Source organism: Scytonema sp. PCC 10023 (genome assembly GCF_963920835.1).
Lineage (GTDB): Bacteria > Cyanobacteriota > Cyanobacteriia > Cyanobacteriales > Nostocaceae > Kalymmatonema.
On the sequence record NZ_CAWUDP010000098.1, the window covers coordinates 13,553 to 35,690 of the forward strand.

The 22,138-nt window shown below is 42.5% G+C and carries 25 protein-coding genes and 1 pseudogene; 19 read left to right on the top strand and 7 right to left on the bottom strand.

The window, feature by feature from the left end; translation table 11 throughout:
• Window positions 1-136: 136 nt before the first annotated feature.
• The 9 genes and pseudogenes from ACM0OZ_RS38370 to ACM0OZ_RS38410 all read left to right on the top strand — a co-directional run bounded on the left by ACM0OZ_RS38370 (window position 137) and on the right by ACM0OZ_RS38410 (window position 9,171).
• Window positions 137-1,198 carry a trypsin-like peptidase domain-containing protein gene (locus tag ACM0OZ_RS38370; protein ID WP_414588098.1) on the top strand — a complete coding sequence of 354 codons (1,062 nt, stop codon included), beginning with the start codon at window positions 137-139 and terminating at the stop codon, window positions 1,196-1,198.
• A gap of 7 nt (window positions 1,199-1,205) precedes the next feature.
• On the top strand, window positions 1,206-1,622 hold the full coding sequence (locus ACM0OZ_RS38375; protein WP_414588099.1) for a hypothetical protein: 417 nt from the start codon (window positions 1,206-1,208) through the stop codon (window positions 1,620-1,622).
• Window positions 1,623-1,934: 312 nt separating this feature from the next.
• Complete coding sequence (locus ACM0OZ_RS38380; protein WP_414588101.1) at window positions 1,935-3,017, top strand: XRE family transcriptional regulator; 1,083 nt, start codon at window positions 1,935-1,937, stop codon at window positions 3,015-3,017.
• The gene (locus tag ACM0OZ_RS38385; RefSeq protein WP_414588102.1) at window positions 3,005-3,922 is read left to right on the top strand and encodes an AAA family ATPase; all 918 of its coding nucleotides are present in this window, start codon (window positions 3,005-3,007) and stop codon (window positions 3,920-3,922) included. The genes ACM0OZ_RS38380 and ACM0OZ_RS38385 overlap by 13 nt, the downstream gene beginning before the upstream one ends.
• Complete coding sequence (locus tag ACM0OZ_RS38390) at window positions 3,880-5,049, top strand: hypothetical protein (RefSeq protein WP_414588104.1); 1,170 nt, start codon at window positions 3,880-3,882, stop codon at window positions 5,047-5,049. Before ACM0OZ_RS38385 ends, ACM0OZ_RS38390 begins: the two co-directional genes overlap by 43 nt.
• On the top strand, window positions 5,040-5,678 hold the full coding sequence (locus tag ACM0OZ_RS38395; RefSeq protein ID WP_414588106.1) for a Uma2 family endonuclease: 639 nt from the start codon (window positions 5,040-5,042) through the stop codon (window positions 5,676-5,678). The genes ACM0OZ_RS38390 and ACM0OZ_RS38395 overlap by 10 nt, the downstream gene beginning before the upstream one ends.
• 42 nt (window positions 5,679-5,720) lie before the next feature.
• Window positions 5,721-7,601, top strand: a complete 1,881-nt coding sequence (locus tag ACM0OZ_RS38400) for a CHAT domain-containing protein (RefSeq protein ID WP_414588108.1) — start codon at window positions 5,721-5,723, stop codon at window positions 7,599-7,601.
• Between the two features lie 275 nt (window positions 7,602-7,876).
• Window positions 7,877-8,701 (top strand): annotated as a pseudogene (locus ACM0OZ_RS38405) (Rpn family recombination-promoting nuclease/putative transposase).
• Window positions 8,702-8,769: 68 nt separating this feature from the next.
• Window positions 8,770-9,171, top strand: coding sequence for a VOC family protein (locus ACM0OZ_RS38410; RefSeq protein WP_414588109.1), 402 nt, complete (start codon window positions 8,770-8,772; stop codon window positions 9,169-9,171).
• A gap of 32 nt (window positions 9,172-9,203) precedes the next feature.
• Here ACM0OZ_RS38410 and ACM0OZ_RS38415 read toward each other — a convergent pair whose 3' ends face one another.
• The 3 genes from ACM0OZ_RS38415 to ACM0OZ_RS38425 form a co-directional block, all read right to left on the bottom strand.
• Window positions 9,204-10,040, bottom strand: coding sequence for a metallophosphoesterase family protein (locus ACM0OZ_RS38415; RefSeq protein ID WP_414588110.1), 837 nt, complete (start codon window positions 10,038-10,040; stop codon window positions 9,204-9,206).
• A 50-nt stretch (window positions 10,041-10,090) separates the two neighbouring features.
• On the bottom strand, window positions 10,091-10,405 hold the full coding sequence (locus ACM0OZ_RS38420) for a hypothetical protein (RefSeq protein ID WP_414588112.1): 315 nt from the start codon (window positions 10,403-10,405) through the stop codon (window positions 10,091-10,093).
• Between the two features lie 442 nt (window positions 10,406-10,847).
• A complete protein-coding gene (locus ACM0OZ_RS38425) occupies window positions 10,848-11,729 on the bottom strand; it encodes a GNAT family N-acetyltransferase (RefSeq protein ID WP_414588114.1) in 882 nt (293 codons plus the stop codon).
• Window positions 11,730-12,004: 275 nt separating this feature from the next.
• Between ACM0OZ_RS38425 and ACM0OZ_RS38430 the strand changes: the two genes are divergently transcribed.
• The 4 genes from ACM0OZ_RS38430 to ACM0OZ_RS38445 all read left to right on the top strand — a co-directional run bounded on the left by ACM0OZ_RS38430 (window position 12,005) and on the right by ACM0OZ_RS38445 (window position 13,742).
• Window positions 12,005-12,370, top strand: coding sequence for a Lin0512 family protein (locus ACM0OZ_RS38430; protein ID WP_041034785.1), 366 nt, complete (start codon window positions 12,005-12,007; stop codon window positions 12,368-12,370).
• Between the two features lie 41 nt (window positions 12,371-12,411).
• Window positions 12,412-12,807 (top strand): nuclear transport factor 2 family protein, encoded by a 396-nt coding sequence (locus ACM0OZ_RS38435; protein WP_414588115.1) that lies wholly within the window; start codon window positions 12,412-12,414, stop codon window positions 12,805-12,807.
• 108 nt (window positions 12,808-12,915) lie between these two features.
• The gene (locus ACM0OZ_RS38440; protein WP_414588116.1) at window positions 12,916-13,254 is read left to right on the top strand and encodes a hypothetical protein; all 339 of its coding nucleotides are present in this window, start codon (window positions 12,916-12,918) and stop codon (window positions 13,252-13,254) included.
• 173 nt (window positions 13,255-13,427) lie between these two features.
• On the top strand, window positions 13,428-13,742 hold the full coding sequence (locus ACM0OZ_RS38445; protein ID WP_414588118.1) for a threonine dehydratase: 315 nt from the start codon (window positions 13,428-13,430) through the stop codon (window positions 13,740-13,742).
• 139 nt (window positions 13,743-13,881) lie between these two features.
• Here the strand turns inward: ACM0OZ_RS38445 and ACM0OZ_RS38450 are convergent, their stop codons facing one another.
• The 3 genes from ACM0OZ_RS38450 to ACM0OZ_RS38460 form a co-directional block, all read right to left on the bottom strand.
• On the bottom strand, window positions 13,882-14,217 hold the full coding sequence (locus ACM0OZ_RS38450; RefSeq protein WP_414588119.1) for a DUF760 domain-containing protein: 336 nt from the start codon (window positions 14,215-14,217) through the stop codon (window positions 13,882-13,884).
• A 200-nt stretch (window positions 14,218-14,417) separates the two neighbouring features.
• Window positions 14,418-14,591, bottom strand: a complete 174-nt coding sequence (locus ACM0OZ_RS38455) for a hypothetical protein (RefSeq protein ID WP_198940862.1) — start codon at window positions 14,589-14,591, stop codon at window positions 14,418-14,420.
• 724 nt (window positions 14,592-15,315) lie between these two features.
• A complete protein-coding gene (locus tag ACM0OZ_RS38460; protein ID WP_414588120.1) occupies window positions 15,316-15,585 on the bottom strand; it encodes a GlsB/YeaQ/YmgE family stress response membrane protein in 270 nt (89 codons plus the stop codon).
• Between the two features lie 273 nt (window positions 15,586-15,858).
• Here ACM0OZ_RS38460 and ACM0OZ_RS38465 point away from each other — a divergent pair, with 273 nt between their 5' ends.
• The 4 genes from ACM0OZ_RS38465 (at window position 15,859) to ACM0OZ_RS38480 (ending at window position 20,671) form a co-directional block, all read left to right on the top strand.
• Complete coding sequence (locus ACM0OZ_RS38465) at window positions 15,859-16,332, top strand: hemerythrin domain-containing protein (protein ID WP_414588121.1); 474 nt, start codon at window positions 15,859-15,861, stop codon at window positions 16,330-16,332.
• 270 nt (window positions 16,333-16,602) lie between these two features.
• The gene (locus ACM0OZ_RS38470; RefSeq protein WP_414588122.1) at window positions 16,603-18,978 is read left to right on the top strand and encodes a prolyl oligopeptidase family serine peptidase; all 2,376 of its coding nucleotides are present in this window, start codon (window positions 16,603-16,605) and stop codon (window positions 18,976-18,978) included.
• A complete protein-coding gene (locus ACM0OZ_RS38475) occupies window positions 18,975-19,757 on the top strand; it encodes a nucleoside phosphorylase (RefSeq protein ID WP_414588123.1) in 783 nt (260 codons plus the stop codon). Before ACM0OZ_RS38470 ends, ACM0OZ_RS38475 begins: the two co-directional genes overlap by 4 nt.
• Before the next feature lie 155 nt (window positions 19,758-19,912).
• Window positions 19,913-20,671 carry a polysaccharide deacetylase family protein gene (locus ACM0OZ_RS38480; protein WP_414588124.1) on the top strand — a complete coding sequence of 253 codons (759 nt, stop codon included), beginning with the start codon at window positions 19,913-19,915 and terminating at the stop codon, window positions 20,669-20,671.
• Window positions 20,672-20,702: 31 nt separating this feature from the next.
• Here the strand turns inward: ACM0OZ_RS38480 and ACM0OZ_RS38485 are convergent, their stop codons facing one another.
• Window positions 20,703-21,038 (bottom strand): helix-turn-helix transcriptional regulator, encoded by a 336-nt coding sequence (locus tag ACM0OZ_RS38485; RefSeq protein ID WP_414588125.1) that lies wholly within the window; start codon window positions 21,036-21,038, stop codon window positions 20,703-20,705.
• A gap of 420 nt (window positions 21,039-21,458) precedes the next feature.
• Between ACM0OZ_RS38485 and ACM0OZ_RS38490 the strand changes: the two genes are divergently transcribed.
• Together ACM0OZ_RS38490 and ACM0OZ_RS38495 are read left to right on the top strand one after the other, a co-directional pair.
• Window positions 21,459-21,818, top strand: a complete 360-nt coding sequence (locus ACM0OZ_RS38490) for a hypothetical protein (protein ID WP_414588126.1) — start codon at window positions 21,459-21,461, stop codon at window positions 21,816-21,818.
• Window positions 21,819-21,933: 115 nt separating this feature from the next.
• Window positions 21,934-22,138, top strand: a 205-nt coding sequence (locus ACM0OZ_RS38495) for an autotransporter outer membrane beta-barrel domain-containing protein (protein WP_414588127.1), incomplete at its 3' end; no start/stop codon positions are given.

Genomic DNA, 22,138 nt, shown 5'->3' on the forward strand with positions numbered 1-22,138 from the left:
CCGAAATTGATAAATACAAAACCAAACACCGTCATTTAGAACAATAAAAACTAAGCCTTACACCAGTGCTGACAATCACAAATTTATCTTGCTTTCAACTAAAATGTAAACGTCTTATTGTATAAGAGTAGTAATTGTGACCGTCCAGTTATCACAACCTGACTTTCAACGCCTCACCCGCATAGTTCAAAATTTATCAGAGTTTGCTAGTGTGCGCGATCGCCGTCGTTTAGTTGCAGGTGCATTGCAAGGTGCAGCCCAAGCAGATACTATCATGGCGCGGTTAGATTTGGATGGATCGCCGATGGGCGTTTCTGTGGAGGTGGTGCGGTTTTTCTGCCAATTTGGACGAGTTGCTTACGATAAAGAAGCCCTTGCTGTCTTCCTCAACTATATTCAGCCCTTTACTGGGGATGAGGATAAAGATTTTATAGTAGAACTATTTCAGAATTATCCGCTTGATGTTCCCGCCAGTCCTAGCCGTGGAATTAGCAACTGGAAGGGAATGGATAATACTGCTGATATCAAAGAAAAGATTATTGGGGAAAATACCTTACGCGATATCTACATTTTAAACTTGGCTCTGGAAGCATCAAAAGCTGTGGTTCGTATCGCCACTCCCAAAGGTTTAGGTACGGGGTTTATGGTTGCACCTGATTTACTCATGACGAACAATCACGTCATTAAAAGCCAGGAAGTAGCAGACAAAAGTAATTTTAGCTTTAATTACCAACTGGATATCAACGGTAAAGAATGCCCAACACAGATTATTGGGGCTTTACCGGATAGTGCTTTTTACACTAACGAAGAACTAGATTTTACAGTAGTAACCCTGAAAGATGTCCCCAACTTCGGCAAACCCTTAATCTTCAAAAGTAAGTTGATGCGACGAGATGAACGTGTAGCAATCATTCAGCATCCCGGCGGACATTTGAAGAAAATCTCCATACAGAATAACTTTGTTGCTTACGCCGACAATCAAGTGTTGCAATATACTACAAGTACAGAACCAGGTTCATCAGGATCGCCTGTTTTCGATGATGATTTTCTAGTGGTTGGTATTCACCATAGCGGTGGGATGCTTCCGGAACCAAGTACGCAGCGAAGGTATTTACGTAATGCAGGTACGAGTGCGATCGCGCTGTTAAATGACCTGAAAAACAACGCACCGGAAATTTATGCTCGTTTAGCGATATAGTTAGCAGATGGCACAAGTCAGTGGGAAAATCATTCAAGAGTTATTACTTATCCTCACACCATTTATGCGAGATAAGCAACAACGTCAGGCGTATCTTGAACTGGCTTTAGGAACGAATTCACCAGTACTAGGCAATTTGGAGTGGGATGGGTCTGCGAATGTTTTTATTACCCAAATGGTTAACAAACTGGTAGCCTTTGGAGAAATTTCTCCTGGTAAACCTGCACTTTGTGCATTGTTGGAAGTGATTCGTAAAGATGTTGGCGAAGATATTCAGATAAAAATAGATAATCTAATAGAAAGAATTAAAGAGGAACTGGAAACATATTTTGAACTTCAAGAACATGAAAAATCTAAAAGTAGGAAATTCAAAGAACAGAATCAATTTTACGTTTGGATATTTGTCAATATTCTTATGATATAAAAAATCGTCCAAAAGAAACTTTAAGCCAACCTGAACAGACACCATAATTTATAGGATATGTGTTTACTCCATACGAAAAAATTATTGCCAGTGGAGGCGAAGATAATACAATCCAGATTTATAATTCTCGGACGGGAGAAGTGAAAAATACTCTAAACAATTGAAATACAGTAAAATCTCTTGCTTTCAGTTATAATACCAAAATTTTGGTTAGTAGTTGCCAGGACTCAAAAATAAATATTTTGAATATAGCTTTGTGATTGTGTGTAGATAAAATATTTTACGTTTTCAAATTTGGAAAATAGTTCATAAATGGCAGTTAGCAGCGATTTAATACAAAAAATATTGCCTTTACTCACCCAAACTCTCAGGGATGAGAAAGATTGCCAATCTTATTTAATCAAGGCTTTTGGTATTAATGAGACCATATCAAAACGTATTACCTGGAATACTTCAAAAGATATCTTTATAACTGATATGGTTAAGGTGCTAGATATCTATAGCGAAATTGCTCCCGGTAAACCAGCACTTTGTGCTTTGCTAACAGAAATCCGTAAAGATGTTGGCGTAGATATCCAGATAGATATTGATAAAATTATTACAGAGTTTACAGGCGTTAAAACACCGCCGCATTTACTATTTGACTTGTTGTTGCAAATGGACTTTAAACAGCAAGCGCGGTTAGTTAGAAAAGTCATGAAATTGCACCGAACTGCTGCTTTCTTGGTTCATGGTGAACCTTACTGCGGACAGCAACTTTTGGTAAATCGCTTGTTCCGGTTGAAGCCAGAGTGGAAAAATATCTCGCCAATTAAAATCGACGTGAGTCACAACGGTGCAGGTAGAAGCATCCCTCATCTGTGGCGACAGCTAACGTCTTGGTTCCGTTTACCGAAAGATGTAGAACCAAAAGAGATTATTTACAAAATATGCGATCGCCTTTCCACCCAAGATGTAATTTTAATCTTTTACACTGTGGATTATATGCCACCAAAGGTTCTAGGGGCGTGGTTGCAAGAGTTCTGGGAACCACTGGTGACACAAGTGGAAGCAAATTGCCCTCCCACTCAATGGAGTACACACTTATTAATGTTTCTGGTAGATAATAGCGGCAGCGTTTGTGAGTCAAACATCCTGCTGGCAAAGCAATTTGATGAACCAGAGTACCCACGAATACCTTTGCACTTACCACCCGTCAGCCCATTTCCACTAGATGTGCTGGATGATTGGATTGATATGGTGACGGCGATGGAGAGTATACAAATACCCATCGGGTTAACATCCAAAATATTGTTAGAGAAGTCGGAAAACGGTATTCCAGAATTTGTTTATGAAGAAATTTGCTGTCACTGTGGTCATAGTTGGGAAGGAGGCTTGGCGAAATGGTTGATTTAGCAAGCGTACTCACCACCAATGGCAAACAATATTATAGTGGCAAGCCAATTTCACCTCAAGACTGCCAAAAAAACGGGCTTTCTCCTTACTTGCCATCACAGGAACTCATCAAAGCCGTTAATCTCGCCATTTTCCTCGAAAAACGCCCTTTATTGCTCAAAGGTGAACCTGGATGCGGTAAAACCACCTTGGCGCAAGCAGTAGCTTACGAATTGGGCTTACCTTACGAAGCTTGGTATATTAAGTCTACAACCAGGGCAAAAGATGGGCTTTACACCTACGATGCGGTTGGTCGTTTGCATGATGCTCAACTCTCTCGTGTGGGGAAAGCTAGCAATTCCAAAGTTGAGAATTTAGATAATTACATTAAATTGGGGCCTTTGGGACGTGCGTTTAAAAATGAAAAACGCACTGTAGTATTAATTGATGAAATTGATAAAGCTGATATTGACTTTCCCAATGATTTGTTGCGAGAGTTGGATGAGCAGCAGTTTACGATTGAAGAAAAGGGGGAAGAAGTCAAAGCAAATTACCCTCCCATCGTCTTCGTTACCAGCAACGATGAAAAGGATTTACCTGATGCTTTCCTACGGCGTTGTCTGTTTTATTATATTCAGTTTCCATATTCACAATTAGCTAATATTGTCAAGTTCCACTTCCCCAAATCTTCCTCCGATTTAGTAGAAGCTGCGGTGAAGCGTTTTAGCGAACTGCGGCAGAAAATGGAGAAAGGTAAAGCTGGTAAAAAAGTTAGCACCAGTGAGTTGCTTGATTGGTTTGCGGTGTTACGTCAATTTCCTCAAGATGAGGTGTTAAAGCAGCTTGAGGGAGAAATCCCGTTCCCAGAAGTTTTGTTGAAGAAATGGGAAGACCATCTGCGGTATTTGCAAAAATCATGGAACTAGAAGAACTACCACTACTAGAAATTTTTAACACCCTACGACAGCGACATGGTTTACCGTTGGGGGTTGAAGAATATCTGGTGGTTTTGCGTAGTGTGCAGGCGGGTTTTGGTATCAGTAATCGACAGGAATTAGAGCAGCTTTGCTGTATGTTATGGGCAAAGTCTGAGGAGGAAAATCGCCTAATTCGACGGTTGTTTGAACAGATGTGGCGATATTCCCCAGCTGAGTCAGGGAAAGAGGAGAAAAGCACAAAAAATGATACTTCCAATTTACTGACACCGGAAAATTTACAAGCTCCCTCAGATGACACATCAATTCCTGAGGAGTCTTCACTTGATGAACCTTTACCTGATTTAGAGGCACCTCCCAGCATCACCCCCGAACCAGTGCAAGCAGTCCAAGCTGTGCGGAGTAGTCGCGGGAATAGGGAGATGAAACGCCCCCGTTATATGCTTTTGACAGAGTATTTTCCTGTTACCAAGCGACAAATGAAGCAATGCTGGCGTTATCTGCGTCGTCCGGTGCGCCAAGGAGTACCCACAGAGTTAGATGTTGAGGCGACGGTGGCAAAAATTGGGCGTGAGGGTATTTTACTGCAACCTGTGATGATGCCACCACGTACCAATCGCACGGATTTGGTACTACTAATTGACCAAGAAGGCTCGATGGTGCCGTTTCACGATTTATCGCGCCAGCTGGTGGAAACGGCACAACGGGGAGGGCGGTTGAGAACAACTAATGTATTCTATTTTCATGACTACCCAGATGAATACTTATATCGTCATCCTGCAATGCTTGATGCCAAGCATATTTCTGAAGTGTTGGAGGAAATTGGAGAACGGGCGGCAGTATTAATTGTTAGCGATGCGGGTGCAGCACGGGGGAATTTTGACCAAGAACGGGTTGATAATACTAAGGTATGGATTGAGCAGTTACAGCAGTCGGTGCGTTATTTTGCTTGGCTCAACCCAATGCCGAGTGAATGCTGGCGGCAAACTACTGCTGGGGAAATTGCCCGTTTTGTGCCGATGTTTGAAATGAGTTCGCAGGGGATGAATGCGGCAATTAGTGTGTTGCGGGGTCGATATATTGTAGTAAAAGAGTTGGATGAATCTTTATGCTATTAGAGTTAAGACAGTTGAGGATTCAACCGGGACAGCAACTGCTACTTGAGGACGTTAGCTGGCAGCAATTTGAAAATATTCTGGCGGAATTGGGAGAACATCGTGCTGCCAGACTTTCCTATAGTCATGGACTTTTAGAAATTATGGTTCCTTTGCCCGAACATGAAAAAGCCAAAGAAATTATTGGCGATATGGTAAAAATTTTATTAGAGGCACGACAAATTGCGTTTGAGTCGTTGGGTTCGACAACTTTGAAAAATGAACACATGACTCAAGCAGTCGAACCCGATGCCTGTTTTTACATTCAAAATCAAGCGGCAGTTATCGGTAAAAATCGCCTCGATATGAGTGTCGAGCCACCCCCAGATTTAGCGATAGAAATTGATTTAACTTCCCGCACGCAATTGGACAATTACCAAATTTTGGGAGTACCAGAACTTTGGCGATACGGAAAACAAGGGTTACAGATTAATGTCTTGCAAGCTGGAAAATATATAGAGTCAGATTCTAGTCCTACTTTTCCAAATACTCCGATAATTGAGCTAGTCAATCAATACGTCCAGCAGAGTCAACTTTCTGGTAGAACTCAAGCCATTCAAGCTTTTAGAAATTGGGTACGGGATAATATTTAATTTAGGCTTTAATTTGGGATGGAAGTCAGTTGAGGTTTTTTGATGCCTACCACAAACAAAGAGCGGGAAATGCGAATTGCCCAGCGACGGGTTGAAGGGTTTGCCCAGCAGTTTGGGGAAGCACACCGCAACTTGGCTCGTCATGCGGCGTTTCCTTTGGTACTGACACCTGATTTACTTTACCAAATTTGGGCAAACTTTGTCCCCGAAGCCCCTTGGACGACTATAGCTCATGTGTTGCTGTCGCGTTTGTGTCGTCAGGTGGGTTATGAGATGTATGAGATGGATATTGGCGATCGCAATTTGTTGTTGCGGGAATTGAAAGGGGAATTTGGACAAGAACGATTAGATGAGTTGGGGGAGTTTTTGCTGGATTATGTGGCACAGCGATTGACTGATGATGACGCAGATACGCAGGATTTAGCACAAGCTCAGGAGTGGACGGCGTTGGCGTATACCAAGCCGGATGAGGCGGCGCGGGAATTGGCGCAGGCGTTGAGTCAGAAAGTGCAGCAGGAGGATATGGGGGAGGTGTTGCGTCTTGCTTCGTTAGTGGAGACTTTAGCGCAGCCTTTGATAGAAGCGGGGTTTGAGCCTTTGTTGGTTTACAGTTGTGGAATAAAATATTTTGTTCGTGATAACTTTGTAGGTGCTGCAACTGAATTCAGCAAAATAGCTGGGTGGGACACGCAATTCAATGTTGACGATATAAATTTGCCAGTTCTCAAACAAATAATTAAAAAAATAACCCAAAGAACAGACCAGACTTCTTTAGAAAGACAATTTACAGATATTTATTCAGTTATAATTCATCCAGGAATAGGTGACTTAAACAATGGATTTCCAAGGGGTACGATTCAACTTAGAGATGCAAGTCAAAGCCTATTAATGCAATTTACGATTTCCTTACCCTCAGCGCCAGAACTACTGACACTGTATAAGCAATGGCGATTACTCTACCTAAATTTGTGCGGGCGTATGCATTCGCGTTCTTCACCCATAGAAGATGATGGTATATTTGAAATCGACGACGAAGCTATAACAAATGTCTCTTACCACGATTTTAGGGACTTGTGCCGAGAGTTACGCCAAAGTATTAACCAATGGCTCGACACTCAGAATTTCATCAACATTGAGCGGCAACTGCGAGCGCAATTAGACCTAACAAAAGAAATTAGGGTGATAATTGTAACCGACGATGAAGTACTAATGCGATTACCTTGGCATCTCTGGGATTTTCTTGAAGATTATCCTTTTGCAGAGATAGCTTTATATCACTCCGAATACTATAAGATTTCCCAATTATCAGGAGAGGCAAGATCCCAAAGAAAAAAAGTTAGAATCTTGACGATTATCGGTAATAGTCAAGGCATCGATTTAGAGGCACAAGCCAGAAACTTCGAAAATTTACATGATTCAGAAGTCGTTTTTCTTGTCAAGCCCTCTCGCAGCGAACTTAAGACTCACCTTCGGAGCTCCATTGGTTGGGACATTCTCCTTTTTGCTGGTCATAGTCAAACCGAAGGTGACACAGGCATAATTTATATTAATGAGAATCCTACAAATAATAGTATAACGATTGAACAATTAGAAAAATCTCTCAGAGCAGCTATTAAAAAAGGTTTAAAACTAGCAATTTTTAATTCTTGTGATGGGTTAGGAATTGCTCTTGCTTTGGGAAAATTATCTCTTCCCACGATTATTGTTATACGGGAGCCAATTCCTGATGTTGTAGCCAATGAATTTTTGAAGTCTTTCCTAATTGCTTTTGCAATTGAGCAAAAATCTTTATATCTTGCAATGCGGAACGCACGCGAAAAGTTACAAGAGCTAGAAGATGAATTTCCAGCAGCTTCTTGGTTACCTGTAATTTTTCAGAATCCAGCAGTATTGGCACCGACTTGGCAAGGGTTTCTTAATTAATATAATTCAAAAATAAGGCAGCCCCCCCCCACAATCAATCCTATCTTTGCATGAGATGTAATCGCCCACTCAACCCTCAACCCACATCATTCAAAACCTTCACAAACTCCCCCACCCACAACAAGCAAAATCCGTAAACGCTCATAAAAATGAGAATAACCTCGAACTGATGAATAAATAGACAATCTCTTCACCTGCTTAAATCTCACCCTTCCACAACCACCAAGCACTCTGGTAAAATCAAAACTTACGCCACCAATCCAGCATCAATTAGCGTGAAAACAGACACAATATTCTACCGCCTATTCCAAAGCTTCCCCAGCATCTTCTTTGAACTCATCAATTAACCACCCGAAACCGCCAACGCCTACCAATTTTCCTCCGTTGAAGTCAAACAACTCGCTTTCCGCATCGATGGCGTGTTTCTCCCCAAAAGTAATCCATCATCGCCCATCTACTTCGTCGAAGTTCAATTTCAACCCGATAAAAAATTCTACTCTCGCTTGTTTACGGAAATCTTTCTTTACCTTGATAAAACCAAACTTACCAACAATTGGCGTGGAGTGGTAGTTTATCCAAGTCGCAGTATTGATATAGGAGAAACAGAACGGTATATAGAATTACTCACATCTGGACGAGTCACGCGCATATATTTGGATGAATTGGACTCCACAGCAGAACAGTCGATTGGTATTGAGACTGTTAAATTAGTAATAGAGCCTTCGGAGAGTGCAGTCACAAAAGCCAGGGAGTTAATTAACCTCGCCAGACAACAAATAACCTCGGAAATCACCCAAGGAGAATTTCTCGAATTGATAGAAACGATTATTGTCTATAAGTTCCCTTTGAAAAGTCGAGAGGAAATTGAGCAAATGTTTGGATTTAGCGAGTTAAAACAAACTAAAGTTTATCAAGAAGCCAAGCAGGAAGGTAAGCAAGAAGGTAAAGCAGAAGGAAAACTAGAAGGTAAATTGGAAGCAGTTCCTTTTATGTTGAGTTTAGGTGCAACTGTCGAACAAATATCTGAGGCGTTAGGCTTAGATGTTGAGTTAGTTCGATTGGTAGCTGCTAAAGCTAATGCTAACGAGGAACATTGGTAAATAATCTCGTTCTTGAATTTTTAATTACCAATAATTAAGATTCGCGCTCATTTTCTCGGATTAATATTATGCAACTGAAAGAAACAATAACAAAAGAAACTGATCAGCGTCCTCCGGTGGCGATCGCTCATGTGAAATTAACTGTGAGTGATGTTTCAATCGCTACCGATTTCTTCCTCAAGTTAGGGCTACGGTACGTTACTCAGTCGGAAGAATTTGCGGTTTTGGAATTACGGGGAGGCACGCACTTAGTGTTGAGAAAGACTAAAGAAGCGATCGTTTCTGGGACAAATGCGCCCTTTGATTTGATGGTGGATGATGTTTTTGTGACACGAGATGCTTTGAGTGAGTTAGGATTCACTCCTTCTGAAATTGAAACGGGTAGAGTTCACAAATCATTTACCCTTTCAGGACCAGACGACTATTTGTTTACGATAACTTCCTCACATACCGCAGGCAGAGTTGTTTAATCCTCTCTAAGGATACTCAATCTGCTAAAACTCTACGATTTCATCTTTGCCATGACAACAACCCGAGTATCTACATTTAGCACTTGTACTCCTTTGGGCATAGCTGTCATTGGTACTCTCCAGTGCGAATGACCGCAAATAACTAATAAATTACTCCCTTTTGTAAGTTCGCCACGAATTGACTCATTCCCTATCAATCTAGCTTCTGCATCGTTGGGACCTTCATGCAGAATTAAAATGTCTGGTGACTCGTTGAGTAATTCCTGTACAAGCTTTCTAAAATCTTCTTCAGAACGACGGAAAGGTTTAGTTGTTTTACCAATAATTCCTGAGATTCCGGCGATGCGAATTCCATCAAGACAAGTGAGATCGCCATCTAAATAATGGATATCTTGCCCATTTTGAAATGCTTGGATTTCCTGTGGTGTTTTTCCAAAACTGTCGTGGTTTCCTCCTACCCCAACAACCCAACGAAAACGGCGACTAAAAGCTTGCCAAACTTCACGGACATCTCCTACACCACCACGCTTATCTATCTTTGCGTAAAGGTCTCCTGCTAAAATGACACCCGTTGTTTGTGGCGATGGAATTTTTCCCGACTCTGCCAAGTTTTCTAGTTCTTCACTGACAAGATGACCGAGAAGGCGGTGATTGGTTGGGTCAATTCCCTGTAGGTCGCTGGTGGCGATGATAGCTTCCAACCCATCTGGTAATGAGTCAACTTTTGCTAACAAAACAGGCAAAACTTTATGAACTATACCAACACCACTAGGTGAATAGCTAATAAATGGTATTTGATGAATGGGTCGCTCAGCAATAGAGGTTATAGTAGTTCTCGTTCGGATATGGTACAAAGAATCATGGGACATGGTATGATTTTGGGAATGCCTATCCGGGCTTGACTCATCGGGTAGAAAGGTTATTTATAAATCTCTATAAGGAATTGAAATAGAGACGGTTTATCGCGAGGGTGACAATTAGCATATTGCCTGTATATGGTGTTAGTTACCCAGTGGACAATCCCAGCAGTTGTTAGCTTGTTCACCATCTGGTTCAACTTGTAAACATCTTCGCCTATTTCTGCCACGAACAGGGTGTTCTTGTTCTGTGGAAGCTCTTGAAGCGACCCTAGCATTGTAGGTAGCACCGATAAGTGACTACCTACCAGTCTACATCTTGCCTTTGCCACTGCAATAGCTTCTTGCTGCACTTCAGAGTTGTTCAGATTTTGCATCGTCACTGCTTCAGTATAAAAGAGTATACTCTTGACGTCATCTATTGGAAACTGGTTCCACATAGAGGTGGCAACAGAACTATGAATCTGAGGATAACACAGAACGCAGAACTTAAAATTTCCCCACGGAAGTGATGAAACTTCAACTGTGGGCGATGAGAGGTTTATTATATTTGCATTTAAAATTGTTTTAGCAAAATGCCTCAATTTAGGCAACGAATTGCCTCACCTCTTTGGGAAAACCTAGATGGTATGTACACACTTTGTACTTAGACGGGTCATCTTTAGCAGTACGATTGGTTTGATATCTGCATTAGCGTTTATTGTAGAACCAGCTTGAAAAAGCTGAAGAGACGGGAGTCTCATTTTTGGCTCAAGTTACCTTACATTGATTCAGCGCTAGCAACACCTAAAAACGCAGCTTCACAAGATTTGTAGAGGTTCAGCAACGTGTGGAACGTGGTAGCATGAACTTCTCCCCAAACAGCGGAAATTCACCGCGAACCATTAGCAACGAATCACCATTGAGTCGGTGAGGAAATGCTTGAACTTCAGCATTCAGGCGTTCTGGGCTGAAATAGATTTCTACTTCCGTTAGAGGTTGGGGTATCCTTTTAAGGATGTCCTCTAAAGTACAAATCTTTGTTCCTAACAAGTCGAATAACTTGAGTTTCGTATTTTCTATTTCTATGCAAAGGATGAGATCCAAGTCTTCAGCATAGTGCAGAGGGTTGCTTCCTTCGTTGACGCAAAATACGGCTTTCTCCTTTACTATCCCCAGAATGTGAGAGACTGGTTCGCGTGTCTCCAAAAGTCTGTGTAACAATTTGACATCATCGATATTGTTAGTATTTAGCAATCGCAAGCCATGAGTACCGCCTAGAGTATTGCACTTTGAGATGAAAACGTGTTCTTGGACAACGCGAAAGCCAAACGGTTCGTATAATTCAGGTTGTGCTGTGGTTAGTACCAGAGTTTTGTATCGCTTGTCGCAGTAGTCTAGCACCTCTTGCATGACTTCTCGGTAATAGCCGCGTCGTCGGAACTCAGGACGCGTACACACTCCGTGAATTCCTCCAACTGTCACCATTTCGCCCATCAGTTGCATGGGAATTTCCACAACTCCCACATGAGTGATAGCGAGATCATCCTGGAAGCGCATGAATGGGGTCGAAGCCTCTTCCCACGGTGCACCTAGCTTTCTCGCGCATTCTGCAGCATTGCTGATTCCAATTTCAGGAAACACAACTTCTAGGAGGTTAAACAGGCGACTGCTTAAGGTTGGGTCTTTTGAGAATGACCGCTGGAAGCGATACTGGTTCATAATTTCCAGACTCGAAAAAGAACTTTTTTATATTACATATACTACATAATATTTTCATTGAAGCCAACAGCGGCGTAGGCACATATAGGAATCCTAAATGATTCGTGAAAAACAAGATCCCCGACTTCTTAGAGAAGTCGGGGATCTGAAGGGTACAACAGCAGCGTAGAGACTTAGCATATCTTGTAATGAAAGTGTATATAGTTTCATTACAAGACATGAATGCAAAAATCTTGTAGGCTTTGAAGAAGAAAACTTTACAATGAGAGGTCAGTGTGGCACGCAAACGCTTAATTATTGAAATGGGGATGGGAGTGGATCAGCATGGACAGGAACCAACGGTAGCAGCGGCGAGGGCTGTGAGAAATGCGATCGCACACAATGCTTTGCCTGGTATTTCGGAAGTCGCTGGCTTGAGTGATCCAGATGATATGATCGTTGAAGTCAAGGTTGCAGTGCCTTACCCGGAGCAAGTACGACAAGACGAGGTTTTGGCTGTGTTGCCTTTTGGTCGCAAAACTCTCACCGTTGAGTCTGGGGGGATGGTGGTTCAGGGTAAAGCAATTGAGGCGCTCAATGATAAAAATGACGAAATGTTAATAGCTGTCGCTGCGGTTACAGTTCTGATTGAAAATGAGTAACCAACCGAAGCCATTTTCAGTTAACAGTAAATATCTTTGCCATGTCGGAGAATAACTCAAAAGCTATCGAAGCTGTTGTTGCTTCCTACTTTGCTAACATTGCAACAATGAACCCAACAGGCTGGGTGGAAAACTTTGCAGAAGATGCTGTGAGTTACGATCCAGTTGGACATCCGCCAACAAAAGTCCATGAGGGGTTTCGGGAGTTTATTGGGCAATTGCAAGCCGCATTTGAGAAGCTGGAACCAACAACAGAGCATATTTTCGTCGCAGGCAATGAGGCAGCAGTAAAATGGACAATGGAGGGTGTTAGCAAAACTGGCAAGTCAGTGACCTTTGAGGGCATAACAGTTTTTGAAATTAACGATGCTGGTAAGATTCAAACAACTCGCGCTTACTGGAACCCTACAGTGCTATTAGCTCAACTGCGTTCTTAGGGAGTTGACTACTACTCAATTTTCACTCTGCGCTAAACTAGAAGCATCGAGGTGAATATCTCTGGCGGTAAGTCCAATGGACAAACTATTTTCACCACGAACGTAACGATGTCTCAAAAGGATAACGAATCACTCCAGATTCAGGAGATAAATAACCTCAGACCAGTACACTTCGCTGACTTAATCAGAACTGCACAGTTAATTTTCGACCCTGGTAAGGGAGTATCTGGAATACACAGAGAAATTGATTGGAAAGAGTTCGGCGTTCCTGATGATGTCGCACAAAATTTGAAAGCGCTTGGTCAAGAGTATCAATATTCATCTCCCCACATACCCATTGAAAAAGTTTGGAGTCAATTAACTCCAGAAACTCGTATTTGGTTCGTTAAAAATAAAAATGAATTGTGGCGGTTTGAAGAAGCTTTCCCGGCTCTTGACGAAGACTAAAAATCTGGGGCTCCCAAATCGACAAACTTTGTTAGACCAGTTTTGGGCTCTCGATCTGGTTGAAACTTGGTTTGTCAAACCACCCAGACAATTTCTCAATATACAAAAAAATAGCTGCACATCTTTAGTTTAGTAAGTCACAATAAAGATGTGCAGCTACGGGAGGCTATACTATGTCTCGTTTAACACAAATTCTTCAGAATTCTTTTATTCGCCTTACAGCTTTTTTCTCTGTTGTTTTGAGAAATATCTTTAATTTCCTGGGAAATATCTTTGGTTTCTTCGGTAAGCTCTTTGGACTTTCCAATTCAGGTTCTGGATATTTCCTAGAACCTGATTCAGCACAGGGTATAAAACGAGAGACAACACAAGAAAAAATTGAAGCTGAAGTTACAAAAGCTCTTGAAACCCCTACCGCTTATCGGCGTCGTCCTAATCCTCAAATGGACTACTACCGAAAAATGGCTCAGGAGGTGAAAAAGAGCTAGGGTAAAGAAAGCTGTTGACTAGGTTTGATGAAAAGTGAGGGGGCGATCGCTGTTTTTTGGCGATTGGCTCCGCCAGTGCCCCTTGGGCAATCGCTCCCTCAATCGTATATATTTGAAGCGCTGCGAAATGGCTTGATTGTTAATCCTCTGAATGAGCATCTGCTGCTTGTAAAGACTTTTCAAAAGCCATCAGTTGTTCCGCGTTACGCAGGAAGTAACCATTCATCGTCGCAGCAGCTAGTAGCCTTCCAAGATTTTCGCGATTGGTGGTAATGAGTACGTTAAAGTCTTCTGATGGTAGGTTTCCCAACATACTTACAATAGTACGTTCCATTGCCTGAAGCACGTCAGGAGAAGATGGCTTGGAAAGTTGGGTAACTGTCTGTGGACTCATAGATTGAACATACTGCCACAGCAAGTTGTTTCCCGAAGCCTCGCCAAAAGATTCTGAGTTGATATTTGACAAATTATTCACGGTAGTAACCTGCAAATTGCAAAGTTCACTATACTTCTAAAAACTACTTTAGCAAGCTTGTTGTTATTCCTAAGTGAGCTTAACCGAACTCACTCATGACGGTTTTATACACTAAAACAAAGAATATTTAAAATTGGAGTAGCCATAATCAATTTTCTATGGCTACTCCAAAATTTTAGGCATACGTTCAATCAGTAGTATTAGAAGCGGATGATTCCGAAATAAGCACTTGCAGCAACAAGGATAATTGTTAAAACGCCGATTGTAACACTGGTGACAAATTGCACAGAGGTTTTTTTATTGAGTTCCTCTTTGCTCTCATGCTGGGAGGTAGACACAGCGTTGTTGGAATTGCTTGCTTTGTTAGTTGTCATGGCTTGTAAATTTGGTATTGTTTATCTCTGTTCACTTTCTATTTTGCTTCACCTACCAGAAACTTCATCTAGCTTTTGGACTATCAAAAATTGTATAAAAATGCTGAAAAAATAATAAGTATTTTGGGAGTAGAAATTTACCTTTTCATACCGTTGCTCTATGAAGATACACGAAAATTAACCTCCCTATAGTCCCCGCAATGGTTTGGGGGAAGGAGAGTGCCGGGGGGTAATTAAAAATTCAAAATTCGCTCATTCAAAATTCACGCATTGAAGACGTTTCAGACAGGGATTTAAACCCCAACTGAAACTGAGACTACGTATAGACGTAGGGGTCTTAGACCCTTTAATTTACGATAAACACAACTATGTGAAGAAAGATTAAGTCAAGAAAGATTAAGTGAAGAAACACTCTTCCCTTCTGCGTGATTTCTATGACAAATATTTATCTAGCCTGCCTTCTAAGGTAGAGGGAACTCAGGACAGAAGGCAGCAAGGTTTGCAGTTGAGCTTAGCTGTTTTGCTGATTGTGTTATTTATATAAGTTGATCTACTTGCTCCACTCCTCAAGTTGGAAAGTGAGTCAATATTGAGTAAAATAATATACTAATGAATTATAATATGCTGAAAATAAAAGATTTATATATTAACTAATAATTCGTAACTCTTAATGACCAATCTAATTACGAGTTACGAATTACAAATTATAATCAATTTTTAATTATTAAACAGTTCTGCGAGCGAATGAATGCCAAATGAAGATAGCAAGCAGTGCGCCGATAACAGCTAAAGCCAAACCAGGGAGGCTAAAACTAGCAGCAGTTAGGGTTAGTCTTCCAGTAGCCAAAAGAACTCCTAAACTTCCACCGATAAAAGCACCAACGATTCCCAACAAGATAGTAGCAAGAATTCCACCACCTTGATAACCAGGATAGATAGCTTTAGCAATTGCACCAGCTAAAAGCCCTAAAACTACCCATGCAATGATGTTCATTTCTTAAATCCCTTCCATTTCTCTTGCCGATAATATTAATTGAAACATTGCAAAATTTTTTATTCATCCTTCATAAGAAATAAATTTCAAAACCTTAAGGAAGAGTATAGAAGAAAGGCAATTGCTAACTAGCTTGATTTTTGGCTGTTGAGAAAAAAGTGTTGAAATTATGGCTGAGGTTATAAGTTTGTCAGAAATTGGTGAGTCAAGATGGTTCTAAACCTATAGTGACAAGTATCCAAATGTTACCTACAGTACAAGGAGTAAACAGATATGACTACAGCTAGAACTCAGGACATCCTTTCATTAATTGAAGCTGAGCATCGTCAAGTTGAGCAACTGTTTGCAAAAATAGAAACTGCTGAAAACACGAAACTGTATGATTACTTTAATCAAATTTACAAAATGTTGAACTTGCACACAAGAGCGGAAGAATTTGTCTTCTACCCAGCAATGCAAGAGTATGAAGAAACTAGAAAATATACTCAAGAAGCCCAAGAAGAACACGAACAAGCCAAAGCGCTTTTAGAAGAACTCAAGGTGCTCAAACCGACCGAATCTGAGTTTAAAACAAAAATGAGTGAGCTAAAAAAAGCGGTTCAGCACCACGTACAAGAAGAAGAAAGGGAAATTTTTAGCGCTGTCCGTAAGTGTATGAACCAAAAACAACTAACTCAACTAGGTCGGGAGTTTCAGGAAGCTAAACCCAAAATAGAAGAAGATGTTGAAGTCGCAATGACAACTTAGTACAGCATTTCATTAATTTGTAGCGGATTAAATTTGGCGAGACTCTGCGTCACGAATGCGCTACCAAGGGTGTTCCTCTGCGTTTAAAAAAGTTACGAACTTGTGAAATCCTGTACTTAGTCGGATGTGGGGCTGTAGGGGTGTAAAGTTTGCAAACTACTACATGCTTTGTGTCCACCCCGTACACTGTAGAAAAGTGACCATTTCAGGATGTATTCTGAGTCAGGTGTTGGTAATTTGGAATAAGAGCTTGCCAACACCCGACTCAAAATGGACAAATTCCCCACCAATCCCCCCATTATTGAACAATTCTGGCAATCTCCCCCAGAACCGATTAACCAAATTCTCGATGCTCCACCGCCACCGACAATTCTGCTCTCTCCTAACAGGGAATGGATGGTGGAGTTAGAAAAGCCTTTGTTGCTCCCGATCGCCTTACTTGCAGAAGTAGAAGTTGCTTTGGCGGGATTATTCATTAATCCCAAAACGAACGCACCTGCTCGCCACAACCCTTTCGGGACTATGAGAATAAAGGCGATCGCCTCTGGTGAAATAAGCAAAACAATAGCGCTTCCTGACAACGCCCAAATTGGGTTCTTAAGGTGGTCACCTGATAGTCAAAAACTCGCCTTTACCTTGAGTCAAGCAACAGGGCTAGAACTGTGGGTTGTGGATGTTGCTGATTGCACCACCAGGCGCTTAACAGAGCCAGTTCTCAACGCAGCGTATGGAGAACCGTATTATTGGCTGTCGGATGAGATACTGATTTGCAAGTTCATTGAGAGCGATCGCCCTGAGCCTCCTTCTGAACCAGTAGTTCCTCCAGGACCTCTAATTCAAGAAAACTTGCACGGTAAAAGCCCAACTCGGACGTATACAAATCTACTGCAAAATCCGCACGATGAGGCGCTACTTGAATACTACTTAACCTCAACTTTAGAGAAAGTGACGCTCGATGGTCATCGCACTTTGTTGGTATCTAGCAGTCTTATTCATCAAGCCATACCCTCTCCTGACAGCAAATTCATTCTACTTACTACGCTGCAGCGACCGTTTTCTTACCAAGTTCCCGTCTCATATTTTCCTAAAAAAATTCAGGTTGTTGATGATGCAGGGAAATTAGTCTACGAGGTTGCTGATGTACCACTTTTTGTGCGCCGTACAACCAAATTTGACGAAGTGCGGACAGGACGAAGGGGAGTCTCTTGGCGCAGCGATGTAAAAGCGACATTGTGTTGGATAGAAGCTTTAGACGAGGGTGATCCGACTTGTGACGTTGCCAAACGGGATGCTTTGTTTGAATTAAATGCTCCCTTTAGCGATACACCAAACCAACTCTGGCAATCCGAGTATCGCTTCCATAGCCTTGCTTGGGGGAAAGAAGATGTCGCCCTGGTTTGGGAACGATGGTACGATACCCGCAAAGAGCGAATCTGGCGCATTTATCCCAAAGCGCCTGAAATACCGCCGCAACTGCTATTTGACCGTAGTTCTGAAGATAAATACAGTGACCCAGGGTCAGCATTGATGACTGTAGGACCATTCAGGTATAGAGTTCTACGTTTTGCACCACAAGGCAATGTCATTTACCTCAACGGACGAGGAGTATCACCCAAGGGCGTATATCCGTTTTTAGATTCCCTAGATTTGGAAACAGGGGAGACGCACCGCTTATGGCAGTGCCAAGATCCTTACTTAGAGGAAATCTGTTATGTGCTGGATGATCAAGCACAAACTGTGATTACTCGTCGCCAGTCTCAAACTGAGCCACCGAATTATTTTCTGTTTAACCGTCGCGATCATCAGGTTCCCATTGCCCTGACTCATTATCAAGACCCTGCTCCTCAGTTGGCTGGAGTCGAGAGTGAGTTGGTGAAATATCAGCGCTCAGATGGCGTGCAACTGTCGGCTAAACTCTACCTCCCTGCTGGTTATGACCCTAGCCGAGATGGTCCTTTGCCGATGTTATTTTGGGTTTATCCCGAGGAATTTAAAGATAAGGAATTTGCAGGACAGATTACGAAATCTGAAAACACTTTCAGCCGTCCCAGCCGTGCTTCTGTTTTATTTCTGCTGACTCAAGGCTATGCAGTTCTTTCTGGTCCCACTTTGCCGATTATTGGTGAAGGTGATGCCGAGCCAAATGATACTTACGTAGAGCAATTGATTGCTGGAGCGCAAGCTGCAGTAGACTATGTGGTAGGACGTGGCATTGCCGACCCCAATCATATTGGTATTGGCGGACACTCATATGGTGCCTTTACAACCGTAAATTTACTAGCACAGACCGATTTATTCCGCATAGGTATTGCCAGGAGTGGCGCTTATAACCGTACCCTGACTCCTTTTGGCTTTCAAGGAGAGCAGCGCAATTTCTGGGAGGCACAACAGACTTACATTCATATGTCTCCTTTTACTCATGCTGCTAAAGTCAAAGCGCCACTTTTACTGATTCACGGGGAAAAAGATAGCAATGCTGGCACTTATCCACTACAAACGGAACGGCTGTATGAAGCGCTTAAGGGACTCGGAGCAACTGTTCGCTTGGTGGTATTACCTTTAGAAGACCACGGCTATCGCTCTCGTGAAGGGGTTGCTCATGTACTCTGGGAAATGGTGAACTGGTGTGATAAGTATCTCAAATGACTCATGGCAAGCTGTATCATATCGGGTTTGGAAAAGATGACCTTGGAGAGCGATCGCCAACCATTGCCTTATTATCCGGTGATCCGGAACGGGCACGGCTCATTGCCCAGTCCTATTTGCACTCTGTGCGTCTTTTGTCTGAAAATCGCGGGTTGAACAGTTATCTAGGCATTCTGCCCAACGGGAAAGCGCTTTTATCTGCCACGAGTGGTATGGGAGCGCCATCCACAACTATTGTTGTTAATGAGTTGATACAACTTGGTATTAAGCTGATTATTCGCGTCGGCACTTGCGGCTCTATTCAAGAACACGTACCGGTTGGTAGCATCGTAATTACGAGTGCTGCCTTATGCCGACAAGGAGCCGCTAACGATATTGCACCTGTTGAGTATCCCGCAGCAGCCGATCCGTTTGTGACGGTAGCCTTGGTAAAGGCTGCACAGGAATTGAAGGTGAAACATTATATGGGTGTGACTGCGTCAGTCGATACATTCTATGAAGGACAAGAGCGAACTCAGTTTATGAATCGACAGTTGTTGCGCTCTCTACGCGGTATAACAGAAGAATATCGGTCTTTGAACGTGCTGAACTACGAAATGGAGTGTGGCACTTTGTTAAAAATGGCAGGGGTGTATGGTTTTAGAGCAGGCTGCGTGTGTGGTGTCGTTGCTCAACGTACAGTTGGTGAAGAAGTGATTTTAGAACAGAAAGACGTTGCGATTGACAATGCGATTAAGGTAGCCGTACAAGCAGCAGAACAATGGGAATTTGAAAAATAGAATATTCATAAATATTTACAATAAAGTTCCTGGATCTTTAAGCGGATGGCTAATATTTTTCACGGAATATGATGAAGTTGAAAAATAGGCAACAGATGACTTAGCTTTGGTTTCAGTGCTAGTACATAAAACGAAAAACAGCAAGTAGGCTCTAAATGCAACTGGCTCCCCTATTTCCAATTTTCTACCGCATCCTCAAACCAACGTTTCCTAACTGCCTTTGGTGTGGTGATGCAAATTCCAAAATGATCGCATTGACGTTTGATGATGGTCCCCATCCTCAATACACGCCCGAACTGTTGAAAGTTTTAGACCGTTACAACATCACAGCTAGTTTCTTCTGGTTAGGTGCTTGTGTCAACCGTTCACCAAGTCTAGCTAAAGAGGTGTGCGATCGCGGGCATTGGATTGGGTTACATGGGTATGACCATCAAAATTTTCCCATGCTCTCCCCAATGGAACTTAAGCACAGTTTAGAAAAAACCCAAGCTGCTATCTACAATGCCTGTGATCTTGCACCCGAAAAAGTACGTGATGTCCGTCCTCCCAACGGTTTGTTTACACCTACAACATTAAAACTCCTGAACCAGTGGAATTATCGACCCGTGATGTGGAGTGTTGTACCGGAGGACTGGGTAAGACCGGGAGTAGCCACAGTCGTGCAGCGAATTCTCCAGCAAGTCTGTAATGGCTCACTGATTGTGTTGCATGACGGTGCTTGCGGCGGACAAGATATTGCCGCAACAACAGCAATACTCATTCCTCAACTCATACAACAGGGCTATCAATTTGTGACGGTAGATACTTTATGGCAGCAAGCTAGGGGAGTGGGGGAAGATAAGGCGATAGGGAGGTGGGGGCTTGGGCTTCCCTCAGGGATTGGGGGCTGTGGGGGGGAGGGGGGAGAGAAATAATAACTGATGACTCTTGACTCTTAACTCCTGACTAATGACTAACTTGCTGCTTTTGAGCAACTTCAGAATTAGGGCGAGGAGTTAGGGAAGGTTCGTCAGTCCCCAATAAATGATGGATCTCGCTGAGTGAGGTAAGTTTTGCAGCAGGCTCTTGGGCTGAATCGCTTACGTAATCAATTAAATCTTCCACTTGGCAATTCAGAGCTTTGCAAAACCTAATGATTCTCTCAATGTGTTCTGTCCCAGTCCTTCCGCTTTCCCAGTTCTGAATGGTACTTTCGGTCACGCCTACGAGGCGCGAAAGCTCGAGCTGCGTTAGCCCTGCTTTTTCACGTAGAAATGCTATCCGTGGTTTTGCCTTTTTCACAGTTACAGCGTATATATCTAACCTTTAGCCGTAGATTTTAACACCAAAAAAAATTTATGCTCAAAAAATTTTGCCTAAAAATTTCAGCTTAGCTCTTGACGCACCCAAATTCTTTGGTTAAAACAGTTAAGTATAGAGTTCACCTCTATCTTGAGTAATCTCTGGGGGGGGAGGGTGAACTAGAGAGCAGATGAAGCGCAAGCGCAATTTTTCAAAAATCTCAAAAGAGAAATCCGAAATGATGCGATTCGATTATGTAGCTCTCAATAGGAAAACAAAAAACAAAAAGAGAAACACCCGAAGGAACTCCTAGAGGTAAAGACACATCTAAATACCTAGCTACGGAAACAAAGGTGTTCACTCTCACCAAAAACAACAAAACACTAAAACAACACACACAGCTAACGAGGTTACATCAAAATGTTAAACAAATCTATTGCTTTCGGTTTGCTGGCTGCTGGTTTGATGATTGCTCCTACCGCTGCATTTGCGCAACAATCCCAGAGCGTTGACCAGTACACTGAGCAAAATGGTGCTGCTACCAACGGTAGTTCTACGGTTCAAACCTCCACAACCAACAGCCGCCAAGTGCAAAATCAGAGAAACTCTCGCCCTGGCTACGGCCGCTACGGTCAGCGTTACGGTAGCAGTGGCAAAGTTAACCAACGTCAAGATGCTCGCCAAGGTACTGTTCAAAATGGTGCGGCAACCGATGGTTCTAACACTGACCAAGTCGGTCGCACCAACAACAACCAGAGCCAAAATGCTGGTCGTCGCTAATCATCATTGATTTCGTGCAAAGGCGTTGCACAGTCAAAGGTATAAACGCAACGCCCTTGCCTGACTACAACACATAACTTTCACAACACACACACAACTAACAAGGTCCATCAAAATGTTGAACAAATCTATCGCTTTCGGTTTGCTGGCTGCTGGTTTGATGATTGCTCCCACCGCTGCATTCGCAGGTCAATCACAAAGCGTTGACCAATACACTGAGCAAAATGGTGCTGCTGTCAACGGTAGTTCTACAGTTCAAACTTCCACAACCAACAGCCGCCAAGTGCAAAATCAGAGAAACTCTCGCCCTGGCTACGGCC